Source organism: Rhodothermales bacterium, assembly GCA_040221055.1.
Classification (GTDB): domain Bacteria; phylum Bacteroidota; class Rhodothermia; order Rhodothermales; family UBA10348; genus 1-14-0-65-60-17.
Window position 1 is genome coordinate 207,092 of the sequence record JAVJVN010000009.1, and the last position, 17,707, is coordinate 224,798.

Below are 17,707 nucleotides of genomic sequence, written 5' to 3' on the forward strand. Positions count from 1 at the left end.
TCACCCTTCCCCCCGCTGTTCCGGGGAGTCGGAGTCGGAATCGGATCCAGCGCCAACGTCTCCGTCAGACCCGGCTTCCGGGGCTGAGCCGCCCGCACGATCCGCAGGCGCGGGACCATCATCCGCACAGGCCTTGCGCGCCGTACGGATGGCTTCCTCCATGGCATCCGCAAAGATGTCCGAGGCCTTCTGGACCCCGCCTACCGCGGCAGACAACATGTTCTCCATCAGGAAGGAGAGCTTCTCATCCGTCGTCAGCGCATTGAACGCTGCCTGTGCCGCCGTGAACGATTCACTGCGTGATTCCTTCGCCTTGTTGTCGTCGGCCATGTCCGTCTACCTTGATGGGTTTGTACAATACAAGGTAGACGGACGGGCCGACGGCGAGTTTCAGGCGAGTGCCGCCTGGGCCGCCGCGAGGCGGGCAATCGGTACGCGGAAGGGAGAGCAGGAGACGTAGTCCATACCCACCTTGTAGCAGAAATGCACCGATCGGGGATCGCCGCCGTGCTCTCCACAGATACCGACTTTAAGCCCTTCCCTGGTCTCGCGACCCCGTGAGGTACCGATTTCAACCAGCTGGCCGACGCCAGACACATCGAGGGACTGGAATGGATCCTCCGGCAGGATCTTCATGTCCACGTAGACGGGAAGGAAGGTACCCGCGTCGTCCCGGCTGTAACCGAAGGTCATCTGCGTCAGGTCGTTCGTGCCGAATGAGAAGAATTCCGCTTCGAGCGCAATCTCGTTGGCCGTGAGCGCGGCCCGGGGAATTTCGATCATGGTTCCGACCAGGTATTCGACCCGGCTACCCTTCTCTTCGAATACCTTTTCGACCGTACGATTAATGACGGCTTTCTGGTTGGCGAACTCCTGGACGGTACCGATGAGCGGAACCATGATTTCAGGCAATACTTCAACGCCCTGTTCGGCCAATTCCACAGCCGCCTCCATGATGGCCCGCGTCTGCATTTCGGTGATCTCCGGGTAGGTGATCCCCAGGCGACAACCGCGATGACCCAACATGGGGTTGAACTCGCTCAGGGCAGCCACCTTGGCCTTCACGACCGCGAGCGATACCCCCATCTGCTTGGCCATCTCCTCCTGGTCCGACTCTTCGTGCGGCAGGAACTCATGCAGTGGTGGATCGAGCAGACGAACCGTTACCGGCTTGCCGGCCATGGCCTTGAAAATGCCCAGGAAGTCGTCCTTCTGGTACGGTAACAGCTTCGCCAGCGCCTTGCGGCGATCGGCTTCTGTTTCGGCCAGGATCATCTCGCGGACACTGTCAATACGGTCGCCTTCAAAGAACATGTGTTCCGTGCGACACAGACCGATACCTTCGGCGCCGAACTCGATGGCCTTCTCGGCGTCTGCCGGAGAATCGGCATTGGTCCGGACCTTCATCGTGCGGTTCTCATCCACCCACTCCATGAACTGGGAGAAATCACCCGTCAATTCCGGGGCTACCAGTTCCTGGGCACCCAGAATGACTTCTCCGGTGGTCCCGTTGATGGAAACCCAGTCGCCTTCCTTGACCGTGACCTTGCCGTTCGTGAACGAGGCGGCCTTGTAGTTGATGACAATCTCCGAGCACCCGGCCACGCACGGCTTGCCCCATCCGCGGGCCACGACAGCCGCATGGGAGGTCATGCCACCCCGTGAGGTCAGGATCCCCTCGGCAGCATTCATGCCGCCGACGTCCTCTGGAGAGGTTTCAATGCGGACCAGGACTACTTTCTTGCCGTCGGCATGGGCCTTCTCGGCGGCATCTGCTGAAAACACGACCTGCCCAACGGCCGCCCCCGGCGATGCAGGCAGCCCCTTGGCGACGACGTCACTCTTGTACGCAGTCACATCCTTGAATCCCGGATGCAACAGCTGGTCCAGGTGCCCGGGCTCCACGAGGTCACGAACGGCTTCCTTGCTTGAGACGAGGCCCTCCTTCACCATGTCGACCGCGATCTTGATGGCAGCCGCACCCGTACGCTTCCCGGAACGGGTCTGCAGGATGAACAGATTCCCGTCCTGGACGGTGAACTCGATATCCTGCATGTTGTGGTAATGCTTCTCGAGGCGCTGTGTGACTTCAACCAGCTGCTTGTACGCCGCCGGGAATTCACTCGCCATCTGCGAAATGTCCTCCGGTGTACGGATTCCGGCTACCACATCCTCACCCTGGGCATTGACCAGGAATTCCCCGTAAAGTTTGTTCTCGCCGTTGGACGGGTTGCGCGTGAAGAGCACCCCGGTTCCGGACTCTGGACCCATGTTTCCGAAGACCATGGCCTGCACATTCACGGCCGTCCCGATGAGGCCCTGGATCTTGTTGATGGCACGGTACTTGGCAGCCCGATCGCTGTCCCACGATCCGAATACAGCGTTGATGGACAGGGAGAGCTGCTCGAACGGGTCGTCAGGGAACATGTAGCCGGTATGCTTCCGGTAAATGGCCTTGTACCGATCCACAAGAACTTTCAGATCATCGCCCGTAAGATCCACATCGTTGCTGACGCCACGCTCCTGCTTGAGTCCTTCAATGGCCTCCTCGAAATGCTCATGATGGACGCCCATGACGACATCACCGAACATGTCGATGAAGCGTCGGTACGCATCGTACGCGAAACGGACGTTCCCGGTGTGTTTCGCCAGTCCTTCCACGGCCTCGTCATTCAGGCCCAGGTTCAATACCGTATCCATCATACCGGGCATGGACACCGCGGCCCCTGAACGAACGGAAACCAACAGGGGATTCTTGGCATCACCGAACCCGGCTCCCATGGCTTCTTCGATATGGCGGATGCCATCCCGGACCTGCTCTTCCAGATGCGATGGCCAAACACCGCCGTGGTCACTGTAGTACTTGCAGGCCTGCGTGCTCACCGTGAAGCCGGGAGGCACGGGCAACCCGATGGAGCTCATTTCGGCAAGGTTGGCACCTTTGCCTCCCAGCAGGGCTTTCATGCTGCGGTCGCCGTCGGTCTTCGATCCCCCGAAAGGATAGACCATTTTCTTCAGGACGTCTGTCATCTCTGTGCGCGTTCGAATGTGATAATTATGTGCGTAACCGAGTGAATATACTGTTCCACGGGAGCGGGTCTAAGGCCGTCACGCCAAGAAATCATTAATCGTTGCGCTGGAAGCCCTTCCGGAAGACCTTCGGAACGCATGTACCCCTCCCGGCGTGAGAGGGCCACCTTAATTCGTATCCTTTGCCCCCCTGCGCATGAATCGGCTCGTTGTTGTTGAGTCCCCTACCAAGGCCCGAACCATCCGGAAATTCCTCCCCGACTCGTACCGGGTCGAGGCCAGTATGGGACACATACGGGATCTGCCTGGATCGGCGTCCGAAATCCCGGAGAAGTACAAAAAGGAGAAGTGGTCCCGGCTCGGCGTGAATGTGGAGGATGATTTTTCCCCCCTCTACGTCGTTGCAGCCAACAAGAAGAAGACCGTCAGCATGCTGAAAGATGCGCTGAAGGATGCCGAGGAGCTCTTCATTGCAACGGACGAAGACCGCGAGGGAGAATCGATCGGGTGGCATCTCCTGGAAGCCCTGCGCCCGAGTGTCCCGGTGCGTCGCATGGTCTTCCACGAGATCACGAAATCCGCCATCATGGATGCGTTGGAGCACACCCGGGACATGGATACCCGCTTGGTGGATGCCCAGGAGACACGACGCATCCTGGACCGCCTGGTAGGCTACAGCATATCCCCGCTGCTCTGGAAGAAGATTGCCCCCCGGCTCAGCGCAGGTCGCGTGCAGAGCGTGGCAGTGCGCATCCTCGTGCAGCGGGAGACCGAGCGCATCCTTTTCATTCCGGCCTCCTATTGGGATCTGTTTGCCTCGCTCATGAAAGGCGCGACACCGTTCGAGGCGTCCATGACGCATCTTTCCGCCATTCCCCTGGCCTCCGGCAAGAATTTCGACCAGAATACCGGGCGATTGACCGCAGGTACGGTGGACGGGAAAGACGTGATTGTCCTGACGGAGGACCGTGCCCGGAAATTGCGGGATGAACTGAAGGAGGCGTCGCTGACCGTCCGCAATGTCGATACGCGAGTGACGAGCCGGCATCCGGCTGCGCCCTTCATTACGTCGTCCCTGCAGCAGGAGGCCAGTCGGAAACTCCGCTTGTCCGCGCGCGATACCATGCGTGTCGCCCAGAAGCTGTACGAGAACGGCCATATCACGTACATGCGTACCGATTCGACCGCGCTTTCGGACGAGGCCATCAGGGCCAGTCGGCGGGCGGTTGAAAATCTGTACGGGAAGGACTACCTGTCCGATGGGCCGCGACAGTATGCGGGCAAAGTGCGGAATGCCCAGGAAGCCCATGAGGCCATCCGGCCAGCCGGGACCGAAATGCGTACGGCGGATCAGCTTGGCCTGTCCGACCGGGAGCATGCCCTGTATGATCTGATCTGGAAACGTACCGTTGCCTCGCAGATGGCCGAGGCGCGTATCCGTCAAACAACGGTCCACCTGGAGGCTGACACCTCCGATGGCCCGGCGCGCTTCCGCGCCAGTGGCCGATCCATCGTGTTTCCCGGCTTCTTCCGTGCCTACGTCGAGGGTTCGGACGATCCGGAGGCGGCACTGGAAAACCGGGACGCCCCCCTGCCGGATCTGGCCGAGGGCGATTCGATTCCCATCAGGGATCTGGAGGCCAAGGGTCATGAGACGAAGCCACCTGCCCGATTTACCGATGCCTCACTTATCAAATTATTGGAGGAGGAAGGAATCGGTCGTCCGTCCACCTACGCCTCCATCATCGATACCATTGTCAATCGCGGGTACGTCCGGCGCCAGGGCAGTCAACTCATTCCCACGTTCACTGCGTTTGCCACGGACAACCTGCTGAAGGATCAGTTCAGTCAGTTCGTGGACATCGGGTTCACGGCCGAAATGGAAGACGTGCTCGATGAGATCGCCAGCGGAAAGCGGGAATCGCTTCCCTATCTGAAGGAATTCTACAGCGGCACGAACGGATTGGAGAGCATGGTCGCAGACGGACTCGACGCGATTGATGCGCGGGAAGTCTCGGCGATCGGATTCGAGAAATGGGCCCCTTACGTCGTGCGTGTCGGTCGGTATGGTCCCTACGTGGAGACCGGAGAAGGCGACGACCGGATCATGGCCTCTGTCCCGGACGACACCGCGCCCGGCGACCTGACGGCCGAGGACCTGGCACGCTTCATTGAGGAGAAAGAGCGAGGCGATGACGTCCTGGGTATCCATCCCGAGTCGGACGAGCCTGTTTTCGTCAAGAAGGGACCGTACGGTTTCTACGTTCAGCTCGGCGACGACGAACAGGAGGGCAAGCCCAAGCGCATTTCCGTACCCAAAACCATGGATCCGGCCGCTATCGATCTGGATGCAGCGGTCAACTTGCTTCGATTGCCGCGTGAGCTGGGAAATCACCCGGAGTCCGGAGCGGTCATCAAGGCCAACATCGGACGATTCGGCCCCTACGTGCAGCACGGTTCCACGTTCGCTTCGCTGACCAAGGACGACGATGTGCTCCACGTGGACCTGGACCGCGCGCTGGAGTTGATCGTCAAGAAAGAGGCGCGCAACAAGCCGCTCCTCAAAGTCGGGGTACACCCGGAGTCGGAGGAGCCCATTGAGGTGTTCGAGGGACGATACGGGCCGTACATCAAGCATCAGAAAACCAACGCGTCGCTGCCCAAGGGGACCGAAGTTGCTGATGTCACGCTGGAGCTTGCCCTGAAACTGCTGGCCGAGAAGTCCGCCGGCAAGAAGGGAGCGAAGGCCAAGCCGAAAGCGAAGGCCAAAGCGAAGGCCAAGCCTAAAGGCACGTCCAAGAAGAAAGCCGCTCCCGGTAAGACGGCCCCGAAGAAAGCCGCACCGAAGAAGAAATGACGGCAGGCCGGACACCGGCGCAGGGCGTCTTAACGGTCCCTATCGCCCTACGTCCTTGTCTCCCATATGAATGGAGTGCAGGATGTTGAGATAGCTCTCATACCGCTCTTCCACGATTTCACCGGCTTCGACCATTTCCTTGATCCGGCAGCCCGGTTCGTGGTCGTGCGTACAATCAGGGTATCGGCACTCGTGCAGGTTTTCGCGCATTTCGACGAATCGGTGACTGAGTTCGGCCGGACCGATATCCACGAGCCCGTATTCCCTGAGTCCGGGTGTATCAGCTACGTATCCCCCGTTGCCCAACGGAATCAGTTCTGCGAACGTGGTCGTATGTTTTCCCTTGCGGGTCCGCTCACTGACCTCGCCCGTACGCAGATCCGCCAACGGTTCCAGGGCATTGATGAGGGATGACTTCCCGACGCCGGACGGCCCTACAATGACGTGGATATGGTTGGCCAGTTGGTCGCGCAATTCCGGGATTCCCACACCCGTGCGGGTGCTCGTGAAGAGAACCGGGTATCCCAGATCGCGGTAGGTCTCTGACCAGAAATCCATGGCGTCCTCGCTTCGCTCGTCAATCAGATCCGCCTTGTTGATGATGATGCCGGCCGGAATCTCCCACGCTTCGGCCATCACCAGGAAGCGGTCCACCAGGCCGCCATTGAATTTGGGCTCCTGGACGCTCTGCACAACCCACGCCGCGTCCACATTGGCGACGATCACGTGCTCCCGACCGACCCGCCGACCGGCCGCCCGTCGGGTCAGTTTATTGTGACGTTCACCGATATCCGTGATCAGTCCCGTGCCGTCCTCGTTCATGGACAGCGTGACGTGATCTCCGATGACGACGGGATTCGTGGCAACGCGTCCATCCAGTCTGAACTTGCCCCGGATGGTACACGAAACAATGCCGGTGGCGGTACGGACCTGGTACCAACTTCCGGTCGACCGGATGACGACGCCTTCCACGTCAGCGGGTCCGCGTGCGGCTGGGGATGGGCGACGTTGAAATGACTTCCTCTTCCTCGTCCAGACGAACACGCTTGTCTGCCGGGGGCAACGCGTGGACCGCATCTCCCCGGTCGGCCAACCGGGCTTCCAGGTCTTCTAGGGCCTGACGCAACGGCTCGGTGCCTTCGTCCACGGCCCGACGCATGAGACGCTCGAGTTCCGATGTCGTCAAGCTCCCGTCACCGGATCGTGATCCCGCCTGCAATTCTTTGGTCTTTCGCCTGTGCCCCAGGACCATGCCCGTCAGGACAATCGAGGTCACCATCGTAAACATGAACAGGAACAGGAACAGGATTTCTTCAGGCATGGTGCTCGGATTCGTCTGGCGGTGTGTCAGGGCCGGGAAGCAGCAGCTTTTCCCGCTCAAGGTACGGTTCAAGCGCATTCTGGACGGCATCGTCCACGGCCCGGCGGATGAGTGCATCCAGTTCGGACGTCCGGAGGCTGCCGTCGGACGCGGGTTCGGCCAGGGCCTGGGATTTCTTGAAATCCAAGGCCATCTTGACCAGCAACAAGGCCGATCCGAAGACGATTCCGACGATGAGTACAGGTATTAACATGCCCCGGTTACGCCCGTCGCCGTGACGAGGTTGCACGCGCCATTACAGGTCGTTACCCCGTGGCGTGAACGACTGGATGCCGGTCAACTCACGTCCGACAATCAGCCCGTGGATATCGTACGTCCCTTCGTAGGTATTGACGCTCTCGAGGTTGACCATGTGATGGATAACCCGGTATTCGCCCGTAATACCATTGCCTCCCATCATGTCCCGGGCCGTGCGTGCGATTTCCAGTGCCTTGCCGCAGTTGTTGCGCTTGGCCAGGGATATCATGGCGGGATTGAGTTGCCCCGCATCCTTGAGCTGACCCAGACGATGAGCCAGCAGTTGCATCTGCGTGATTTCAGTCACCATGTTGGCCAATTTCGTCTGGATGAGCTGCATGGCTCCCAGGGGATACCCGAACTGCTTGCGCTCCATGACATACTGCCGGGCCCGCTGATAGCAATTCTCAGCCGCTCCCACGACACCCCAGACGATCCCGTAACGGGCGCTGTTCAGGCACGAGAACGGTCCCTTAAGGCCCGTGACGTCCGGGAACATCATGTCATCGGGCACGAAGACATCTTCGAGGACAATTTCACCGGTATGGGACGCACGCAGGGACATCTTGTTGTGGGTCACCGGCGCCGAGTATCCCTTCGACTTCGCGTCCACGAGGAATCCCCGGATGACACCTTTGTCGCCGCTCTTCTCCTTGGCTTTGGCCCAGACGACGGCCACGTCGGCCACCGGTGAGTTCGTAATCCACATCTTCGCACCATTCAGGATCCACCCCCCATCGCCGCGTACGGCGGTCGTAACCATCGAACCGGGGTCCGATCCGTGATCCGGTTCGGTCAGGCCGAAACAGCCAATGACCTCGGCGGTCGCCAATTTCGGCAACCATGTTTCGCGCATGGCATCCGTCCCGAAAATGTGGATGGGGTGCATGACCAGCGACGACTGGACGCTGGCAAATGAACGATAGCCGGAATCAACCCGCTCCAGCTCCCGCGCAACCAGCCCATACGCCGTATGACTGGCGCCCACGCCGCCATACTGCTCCGGAATCGTGGCACCGAGCAATCCGAGCTCTCCCAGTTCCTTCGGGATCTCGGCATGGAAAATGCCCTCCTGGTTTCCCTCCAGCGCACGGGGCTCCAGTCGGGTTTGGGCATATTCGCGAGCCGTTTCCATGATCAGGCGCTCCTCTTCGCCCAGCATGGATTCGAAATTGAATGCGTCGTCGGGATTGAACGGTGGCAGCGGCATGGCGATGGTTGGAATGACGGATTGGCGTAGTTTCAAAGATACGACGGCACACCCGCCACGTCAGTACTTTACGTGATTTCCACGCAGTTGGCGTACCTTGGGCGATTCCATCCTCTGCCGCCTTCGGCCACCCCATGCGTCCCTCCGAGCCCACGCCTGACTCTTTCCGACCGACGTCCGATTGGCCCCGTACCATGGCCCTCGTCGGCACGGGTCTAATGGGCGGATCCCTCGGATTGGCCGCCAGGAGTCGGTTTCCGGATCTGACCGTCGTGGGATGGGACGATCCGGCCACAATGCAGATGGCCCTTCGGACCGGAGCCATCTCCCAGGCCGGTTCATCACTCGCAGAAACGGTTCGGGGAGCTGACCTGGTGGTGGTCTGTACGCCGGTGGGTACTGCACTGGATATCCTGGGGGAAATCGGAGAATCGGTCTCCGACCATGCGGTCATCACGGATATCGGGTCCGTCAAGCAGCCTGTTGCGACGCGCGCTTCCAAAGTGCTGCCGTCCTCCGTCCTGTTCATCGGTGGCCACCCCATGACCGGATCGGAGAAATCCGGCGTGGAACATGCCGACGCCCTGCTGTATGAGAACGCAACCTGGATCCTGACACCTCCTGCACATGAGGACGCTCGTTACCATGGACTGGTCTCATTCCTGGGTCGTCTCGGAGCCCGCATCATGGAACTGCCCGCCGATCGACACGATGCGATTGCCGCCCGCGTCAGCCACCTCCCGCAATTGCTGGCCGTACTCCTGGTCAACGTCATTTCATCGGATCGGCACCGATACCCGGAACTGCTAGAGATGGCAGCTGGTGGTTTTCGCGACATGACGCGGATTGCCAGTTCGCCGTTTGCCATGTGGAGGGATATATTGGCATCGAATGATCGCGAGATACATGCCGTCCTGTCCGCTTTTTCTGACCGTTTGCAGGCCCTTTCGAATGCCGTTCGGGACGCTGACCTGCCGTCCATCGCGGCCTCTTTCAATGACGCCGAGCAGACGCGTGATTTCGTTCCGTCCGACCGCAAGGGCTTCCTGCATCCCCTATCCAACATCTATGTCTTCGCCGATGACAAACCGGGAGCACTCGTACGCATTACGTCCACACTTTTCGATGCCCGGATCAACATCCGGGATATCGAGTTGCTCCGGATCCGGGAAGGTACGGGCGGAACGTTCCGGCTTGGATTCGTATCGCCGGAACATGCCACATCCGCTGTCGAAGCACTGACCGAGGTCGGTATCCGGGCTTATAGACTTTGACTCCAATCACTACGTTCTCATGTCCACCGAATTGAAGAAAACACCCCTCCACGATCGCCATGTGGCCCTGGGAGCCAAAATGGTGCCGTTTGCCGGCTACGACATGCCGGTCCAGTATGCCGGAATCATCGAAGAGCATACAGCCGTCCGGACGCGGGCCGGGTTGTTCGATGTCAGCCACATGGGCGAGGTACTGGTCAAGGGGCCGGCGGCCTTCTCGTTCGTGCAGAACCTGATCACCAATGATGTGGGCTCCCTGTATGACGGCAAGGCCCTCTATACAGCCATGTGCCGGGAAGACGGGGGTATTATCGACGACTTGCTTGTCTACCGTTGGACGTCCGAAATCTATACGCTCGTCATCAATGCCTCGCGTATTGATGAGGATGTTGCATGGATGCACGCGAACAATCCCATGGGCGCCGAAATCCATGACGTATCGGATGTCACGGCGCTTATTGCCCTTCAGGGTCCGGCCTCGCTGGATATCCTCCGGAAAGCGACGGGACGGGATTGGTCGGATCTCCGATTCTATCATTTCGAACGTCCGGAGCGCTTCATGGACATGGAGCACATCCTGGTTTCCCGTACGGGTTATACCGGTGAGCCCGGCGTCGAATTGTACTGTCCGAACGATCAGGCGGGGACCATCTGGGATGCGCTCCTGGAGGTCGGTGCGGAGTTCGGCATTGCCCCGGCCGGCCTGGGTGCGCGCGATACGCTCCGTCTGGAATCCGGGTACTGCCTTTACGGAAACGACATAACGACGGAAACGAATCCGCTGGAGGCCGGACTGGGGTGGTTGACGAAACTGGATGCCGGACCGTTCATTGGCCGGGATGCGTTGCTCTCGGTGAAGGAGGCTGGTCCATCCCGGAGGTTGGTTGGATTCGTAGCCAGCGAACGTGGCATTCCCCGCCACGGCTACGACCTGTGCGCTCCTGACGGCACCGTGATCGGAACCGTTACCTCCGGTACGCAAAGTCCCGTTCTTGCAAAAGGCATCGGTATGGGGTATGTACCCAATAAGCCAGAGTACACGACACCGGGATCGGAACTCCTCGTTTCGGCCCGCGGGCGTACCTTCGGTGTCACGGTCGAAAAGCCCCCGTTCCACGTAAACCGATAGCATGGCATCCACGGTCAAAAAGCGTTCCGGAGCACGATCGGGAAAAGGATCCGCTTCCGTCGTGTCCCCGGAAAGGAAGCAGGAAGTCCTGGGCATCATCCTGATGGCCATCGGGTTGCTGGTGGCGCTCGCGGTACTGACCTACAACGCGGCAGATGACGGCGTTGCCCGCCGATTTTCGCTGGATCTCATCCTGCGTCCGGGGGATGATGTCGTCAATAATGCACTTGGACTGACCGGTGCCTGGCTGGCCCGCTTGCTCGTTCCCTCCTTCCTCGGCTACCCGGTGCTGCTCCTGTCCGGGTTGATCGGTGCATGGGGGTACGTCCTGTTGCGCCACGGGGCGCCCGCATTCATGCGACTGGTCACGGTTCTGGTGATGCTGGCAACCTATATGCTGGCCGTCCTTTTCGGTTGGGTTTCCCTGCGTCTGGAAACGGACCTGCTTCATTGGAGCGGCCTGTGGGGCCTGGGGACGGCCGGATGGCTGGAGCGGATTGCCGGGGCTACCGGATCCATCATCCTGATCGTCCTGCTCTTGCTCGTGACCGCATTACTCCTCGTGGATCGGGACATCCAGGCCACCATCGACCGGATTGAGAATACGTTCCGACGCCTGTTCCGGGCCCTTGAGGATTGGTGGTTCGGCCGCAAGGCGCGCAAAGAAGCCCGCCGTGACCGGCAAGAGGCCTTGCTCGAACAGAAACGGAAGGAAGTCGAGGCCGCCCGGCGGAACGATGCCCGGCAGCGGGAGACAACCCGCATGGAACAGCAGGCAGCCGCCCGACGGGAGGAGTTGCAACGTCAGCGACAACCGGAGCCCGTCCCTGACCAGCGTCCGCCGGCAGTACTGCCGGAACGGCGTCCGGAACCCGACCCTGCACGGGAGGACGGTGAACTCGAAATCCGCGTCCATGAGCAGAAGGTGGAGGAAAAAGCGCGCACGCGGAGGCCGGGAAGCCGGACGGGAGACTATGCGTTCGAGATGCCTCCGGTGGACTTGCTCGACGCGGCCGAAGTTGGTGGTCGTCGCGTTGATTATGATGAACTCGAGGAAAACAAGCAGATCCTCCTGGACAAGCTGGCTACCTACAATATCGAAATCATCGGCATCGACGCGGTTGTCGGCCCGACGGTGACGTTGTATGAATTGACACCCGCACCAGGCGTAAAGATCAGCCGGATCACGGCGCTCGAGAACGACCTGGCCATGGCGTTGGCCGCCCGGGGCATCCGAATGATCGCACCCATCCCAGGCAAGTCGGCCATCGGTGTGGAAATCCCCAATCGTCACCGGGAATTGGTGCTCATCCGGGACGTTGTCGAAACGAAGACGTTTTCAGAGACCAAGATGGAATTGCCGCTCATCCTGGGCAAGTCCATCGAGGGCGAGGTGGTTCTTCAGGACCTGACCAAGCTTCCCCACGTGCTCATGGCAGGTGCTACCGGTTCAGGCAAGTCGGTGGGCGTGAATACGTTCATTGCCGGCCTGCTCTACTCGGTACCCCCTTCCCTGTTGAAGTTCGTGATGATCGATCCGAAGAAGATCGAACTCTCCGTCTACACGAATATCACATCCCACTACGTGGCCATGCCACCGGAGGCCGACGACGCCATCATCACCGACTTCCATCAGGCCCTCGGGACGTTGAAATCCTGTGAACGGGAAATGGAACTGCGGTACGATCTGCTCAAGGATGCACAGGTGCGGTCCATCAAGGAATACAATGAGCGCTTCCGCACGGGCAATCTGGATGAGGACGCCGGGCACAAACTGCTGCCCTACATCGTCGTTGTCGTGGATGAATTGGCCGACCTCATGATGACCGCAGGGAAGGACATCGAAGCTCCGATTGCCCGCCTGGCACAGATGGCGCGCGCCGTAGGCATCCACCTCATCCTGGCCACACAGCGTCCGTCGGTGGATGTAATCACCGGGCTCATCAAAGCCAATTTCCCGGCACGGATTGCCTATCAGGTGGCTTCCAAGGTCGACTCCCGGACCATTCTTGACCAGAATGGTGCGGAGGGTCTGGTAGGCAACGGAGACTTGCTCTACATGCTCGGAAGTCGCGTCATGCGCCTGCAGGGTCCGTTCATTTCCCTTGGCGAAATAGACCGTGTCACGGGACATATCGTGGATCAGGAAGGACCGGGACCGTACATGCTGCCATCCATCGAGGAGTCCACCAGCGACCAGGGACCCGGCATGTCGTCCATGTCGGGGGGCGATCGCGACGAGCTCTTTGACGAGGCCGCCCACATCATTGTCCGCGCCCAGCAGGGCAGCGTGTCGCTCCTGCAGCGCAAGCTTTCCGTCGGCTATTCCAGGGCGGCCCGGATTGTGGACCAATTGGAAGATGCAGGGATTGTCGGCCCGTTTGAGGGCTCCAAGGCCCGGCAGGTTTACGTGGACGATGAAATGGCTTTGGACAATTTGTTGCGAGGCAATACGGAATGAGTGGTTTCCCGACGGTCGGAATCCTGGGTGGCGGACAGCTTGGCCGGATGTCCGCCATGGCCGCCCTCCGGATGGGCCTGGATGTGAGAACGTTGTCTCCGTCATTCTCCGGGCCGGTGGCGTCGCTTGGACATGCCCACACCGGTGACTGGGAGGACGAACAGGTCATGAAGGCCTTCCTGGGGCACGTCGATGTCGTTACGGTGGAGAGCGAATGGGCACCGGCCGATGTGGCGGCACGTGTTTCTGCTGGTGGGACACCCGTTTGGCCTTCACCCTCAACCCTGGAAACCATCCGGCACAAAGGACGCCAGAAGCGCGCGCTGGAAGCGTCCGGGGTTGCTGTCGCCCCATGGCGCAGTTGTCCCACGATTGCTGATGCCCGTCAAGCCGTGAAGGACTTCGGATTCCCCGTGATTGCCAAGCGGTTCGAAGGATCCTACGATGGGTACGGGAATGCTACCATCCGTACCGTTGAGGACGTGGAAACCGCATGGTCGGAGTTGGCCGCCGAGGATGGTCTGCTGATTGAAGACTTCATCGACTTCAAGCGTGAGTTGGCCGTGATGGTCGCCCGGCGTCCCTCCGGTCAGACCGTGGTCTATCCCGTGGTGGTAACGGAACAGAAGGATCACCGCTGTCACGCCGTATGGGTGCCCTCCGGCCTCACTCCGGATCGGATTGCGGCGGTCGAGGCCATGGCGCTTCAAGCCGCGGAAGCCGTTGACGCTGTTGGTGTCCTGGGTGTGGAGCTGTTTGAAGGCATGGATGGCACCCTTCTACTCAATGAATTGGCGCCCCGCCCACACAATACCGGACACTACACCATCGAGGCGTGCCACACCTCCCAGTTTGAAAACCATATCCGGGCTGTGCTTGATTGGCCGCTTGGAGATCCCTCCCTTCGCGTTCCAGCCGCTGTCATGATCAACGTGCTTGGCCACAGGGCAGGAGCCCTGCACACCGACGGGTACACCAATGCCCTCGGCATTGACGGTGCCTCCGTCCATCTGTATGGCAAACGGGATGTGCGTCCCAAGCGAAAAATGGGTCATGTCACGGTTACGGCCCATACCGTCGAAGAAGCCCGTGAAAAAGCCGAGTCCGCCGCAGCCCTCATCCAGCTTTGACCATGAACACTTCCCATCCAGGTACGACCGCATCCACCCCGCTTGTCGGCATTGCCATGGGCAGTCAATCGGACTGGCCGACCATGGAGGCGGCAGCCGACATATTGAAGGACTTCGGCATCCCGTTCGAGGCCCGCGTTCTCTCGGCACATCGCACGCCGGACAAAATGACGGAATGGGCCCAGAAAGCCCGTGAACGAGGAATGCGTGTCATCATAGCCGGCGCAGGCGGTGCTGCCCACTTGCCCGGCATGATTGCCGCGTCCACGGTCCTACCCGTCATCGGTGTTCCGGTTGAAACCCGGAGCTTGAAGGGTCTGGACTCCCTGCTCTCCATTGTACAGATGCCCGGCGGAGTCCCTGTGGCCACGGTGGCTATCGGCAATGCGAAAAACGCTGCGCTGCTGGCCGTCCAGATCCTGGGGGCCGGCCAGGAACACCATCTGGATGCCATGGAAACGTACCGTGCTACGTTGCGCGCCCAGGTGGCCGACATGGATGCAGCCGTCCGTGGGATGAAGGGCTGATCCCTATTCCAGGAACAGATCCTGCTCCATTTCAACGTCCCGATCCGATACGTTGTCATGGATACGGACCACGAGTGTGTACAAACCGGGTTCCTGATTCTCTGCACCCAGGATGAGGTATTGGGCATCGTCTTGTGACTCGACCTGGACCGGCAGACGTACGGATACGCCGGCGTCTCCTCCGCCAAAGAGCCGCCCGACGGCCCGTCCAATCCGATTGCCATCTTCCTTCGGCAGCAGAACGGCCTCGATGTCGTACGATGCCGTCCCGTCCGGATTCTGTCCCAGGTTGTAGACCTCAAAGTAGAGATAGATGGGTTGATCCACGCCGAACACCGACCACGGTGCCGGCTGGATGGAAAATCCATTCCGGTAGATATCGGACGCGACCACCGGTTTGCCATCGAAGGCTTCGTCAATTCGATACGCCAACATGACGTCGGAAAGGGCCAATCGGTCCCCGGAGAAATCGTGAACGGGCACCTCACGTCGCTGGACGGCCACCGTTCCACCGCTGGCTGTTTCGAATTCCACCGACACCTCGTGATTGCCTGGTGGTGTGGCGAATGCCTCGGAGTTCACCCACAAGTTCGCCTCATCGAACCGGACAATCTGGGAGGTCCGAAGCCCATAAATGGTCTGCCGACGCTCTGCCAGCATGTTCCGGTTGTCTGACACAACAAACGTACCCGCATTCGCAGTCAGGTTGATCATGTCCTGATCCGGGTCGTACCCCTCCGTGATCGGAATCCCGTAGTTGACGTAAACGTCCGAGTTGCCGTCACGTCCGCGAAACGACGATACCAGGTAGGGCAATTCGATCTGTCGTCCCGGCGCTTCGTACTCATACAATTCCGGAGTCTGATCGAACGTCTCAAATGCCTTGATCGTGTAATCGTTCACCCACGGCAGGCTACCATCGGCAAGTTCGGACGCCGACGGGCTGTACAAACGGTACTCTCCGTTCCGGAACGGATCTTCAAAGACAAACTTGAACGTGCCATAATCCCAGATATTGTAGGTATTGGCCTCTTCACCCAGATCCATGTCCGTTCCACGCCGCGCTACTTCCAGCGCCAGCCCTGCGTTTCCCGTGGGATCACTCTGCGTGCCCCCTGAGCTCGGTGCACCCATCCGTACGCCCGATGTACTGCGGGGAATGATGACCACATCTCCCTGCGGAGGACCGTATCGTACGAGGATCTGGCCCCGCTCCGTATTCCAGCCCCGCAGATCAACATCCGGAGCACCATACAACAAGTCGGCATAGGTCAGCCGCACATAGTGCTCCAGTTTCCGCTCATTGTACGGCGTGAGGTAACGCGGGTCCTTGCTCGTCCAATACCGGGATGCATATGCTGCCGCGTCCGCCGCATACGCGGCGCGTTCATCGCGGGGCAGGATATCATCCAGCCGTTCATAGGCAAATTGCTCCTCTTCCGTCATGTAGCGGAACGCCGTCTCGAAAGACTTCGATGCCGCGTCCATGTTGCCCACGTTGTAGTGCGCATATCCCAGATAGGTCCACAATTGGGCATCATCGGGGAAATACACGTACATCTGCGAGAGCATGTCCAACGCCTCCTCATACTCCCCTTTCAGGGCGTAGATTTCCATGAGGTGGTCGTAGACCGTGCGTTGACGCGGGTCCGACTCCAGGGCAGTCGACAGGTGTCCGATCGCCCGGTCGTACGCCTTCTGGGCACGGCTGGACATGTCCACGACGGGAATTCCCTGTTGTTTGAGTGTCTCCACGTCGAATTCGTCGGCAAGGAAAATCGAATTCGGGTCCAGGTTCTGTTCCACGGCACCGATCAACTCGTCGGTTGTCGGCTCATATTCGATGCCTTGGTCCCGGTCGTAATCCTGGGCTTGTTCGACCAGGTAACCCGCCAGAGGGTCGACCGTGGTCTGCGACCGGTATCTGTACTCGTTGAATGTCAGGGCCGGATACATCAGGGCATTCCGGTATCTCCAGAAATCCCGGATATAGGCAACCCCGAGTTCTTCGTGCGCAAACGCGTTCTGGGGATCGATCTCCAGGATGGCCCGGGCCAGTTCTCGGCGACGCGTTTCGCGGGACTTCTCGACAATGAAATTGGAAGCGTCTGCTTTGTACTGCTGCATGCGCGCAACCATGTACTGGACGTTTTCCGGTTCGATTTCCAATGCGCGGTCGAGTTCGCGACCTGCCCTGCGTTCATCCCGAAGGGGTGTTTCCCAGAAGATCCGGGCCAGCAGGAAATGCGCCTCTGCATTCGCCGGATCCTGTTCGAGCGCCCGCTCAAAATGCGTGACCGCACTGGAATACTCGCCGCGACGGAAATCAAGGATGCCGTCCGTCATCGGATCCGCCTGCTGCGCCAGGACCGGCATGGCGACAAATAAAAGAGCAGCCACGATGCCGGCAACGCATCCATTGAAAAAGCCCGGGAGAGAGCTTGCGGGGGACATAGTCTTCATGCAAATTA

Annotated in this window: 13 protein-coding genes; 6 read left to right on the plus strand and 7 right to left on the minus strand. The window is 59.8% G+C overall.

Going from position 1 to position 17,707, the window contains the following annotated elements; translation table 11 throughout:
* Complete coding sequence (locus RIE53_03560; GenBank protein MEQ9103752.1) at nucleotides 1-330, minus strand: hypothetical protein; 330 nt, start codon at nucleotides 328-330, stop codon at nucleotides 1-3.
* 60 nt (nucleotides 331-390) lie between these two features.
* Entirely contained in the window at nucleotides 391-3,030 is a 2,640-nt protein-coding gene (gene ppdK, locus RIE53_03565; protein ID MEQ9103753.1) for a pyruvate, phosphate dikinase, read from the minus strand.
* Nucleotides 3,031-3,226: 196 nt separating this feature from the next.
* Here ppdK and topA point away from each other — a divergent pair, with 196 nt between their 5' ends.
* The gene (gene topA / locus RIE53_03570; protein ID MEQ9103754.1) at nucleotides 3,227-5,887 is read left to right on the plus strand and encodes a type I DNA topoisomerase; all 2,661 of its coding nucleotides are present in this window, start codon (nucleotides 3,227-3,229) and stop codon (nucleotides 5,885-5,887) included.
* A gap of 39 nt (nucleotides 5,888-5,926) precedes the next feature.
* On the opposite strand, the gene rsgA is transcribed toward topA, so the two are convergent.
* Genes rsgA through RIE53_03590 form a run of 4 tightly spaced genes read right to left on the minus strand, consistent with a single transcriptional unit; the run spans nucleotide 5,927 to nucleotide 8,715 of the window.
* Nucleotides 5,927-6,859, minus strand: a complete 933-nt coding sequence (rsgA, locus tag RIE53_03575; GenBank protein ID MEQ9103755.1) for a ribosome small subunit-dependent GTPase A — start codon at nucleotides 6,857-6,859, stop codon at nucleotides 5,927-5,929.
* 1 nt (nucleotide 6,860) lies between these two features.
* Complete coding sequence (locus RIE53_03580) at nucleotides 6,861-7,208, minus strand: hypothetical protein (protein MEQ9103756.1); 348 nt, start codon at nucleotides 7,206-7,208, stop codon at nucleotides 6,861-6,863.
* Entirely contained in the window at nucleotides 7,201-7,461 is a 261-nt protein-coding gene (locus RIE53_03585; GenBank protein ID MEQ9103757.1) for a hypothetical protein, read from the minus strand. Before RIE53_03585 ends, RIE53_03580 begins: the two co-directional genes overlap by 8 nt.
* 42 nt (nucleotides 7,462-7,503) lie before the next feature.
* On the minus strand, nucleotides 7,504-8,715 hold the full coding sequence (locus tag RIE53_03590) for an acyl-CoA dehydrogenase (protein ID MEQ9103758.1): 1,212 nt from the start codon (nucleotides 8,713-8,715) through the stop codon (nucleotides 7,504-7,506).
* Nucleotides 8,716-8,849: 134 nt separating this feature from the next.
* Here RIE53_03590 and RIE53_03595 point away from each other — a divergent pair, with 134 nt between their 5' ends.
* From RIE53_03595 to purE, 5 genes are all read left to right on the plus strand, one after another.
* Entirely contained in the window at nucleotides 8,850-9,989 is a 1,140-nt protein-coding gene (locus RIE53_03595; GenBank protein ID MEQ9103759.1) for a prephenate dehydrogenase, read from the plus strand.
* A gap of 19 nt (nucleotides 9,990-10,008) precedes the next feature.
* Nucleotides 10,009-11,118, plus strand: coding sequence for a glycine cleavage system aminomethyltransferase GcvT (gene gcvT, locus RIE53_03600; GenBank protein MEQ9103760.1), 1,110 nt, complete (start codon nucleotides 10,009-10,011; stop codon nucleotides 11,116-11,118).
* Between the two features lie 61 nt (nucleotides 11,119-11,179).
* Complete coding sequence (locus RIE53_03605) at nucleotides 11,180-13,579, plus strand: DNA translocase FtsK (GenBank protein ID MEQ9103761.1); 2,400 nt, start codon at nucleotides 11,180-11,182, stop codon at nucleotides 13,577-13,579.
* Nucleotides 13,576-14,709: a 5-(carboxyamino)imidazole ribonucleotide synthase gene (locus RIE53_03610; GenBank protein MEQ9103762.1), complete on the plus strand. Its 1,134-nt coding sequence runs from the start codon at nucleotides 13,576-13,578 to the stop codon at nucleotides 14,707-14,709. The genes RIE53_03605 and RIE53_03610 overlap by 4 nt, the downstream gene beginning before the upstream one ends.
* A gap of 2 nt (nucleotides 14,710-14,711) precedes the next feature.
* Nucleotides 14,712-15,236 carry a 5-(carboxyamino)imidazole ribonucleotide mutase gene (gene purE / locus RIE53_03615; GenBank protein ID MEQ9103763.1) on the plus strand — a complete coding sequence of 175 codons (525 nt, stop codon included), beginning with the start codon at nucleotides 14,712-14,714 and terminating at the stop codon, nucleotides 15,234-15,236.
* A 3-nt stretch (nucleotides 15,237-15,239) separates the two neighbouring features.
* Here the strand turns inward: purE and RIE53_03620 are convergent, their stop codons facing one another.
* Complete coding sequence (locus RIE53_03620) at nucleotides 15,240-17,699, minus strand: tetratricopeptide repeat protein (protein MEQ9103764.1); 2,460 nt, start codon at nucleotides 17,697-17,699, stop codon at nucleotides 15,240-15,242.
* Nucleotides 17,700-17,707: the final 8 nt, after the last annotated feature.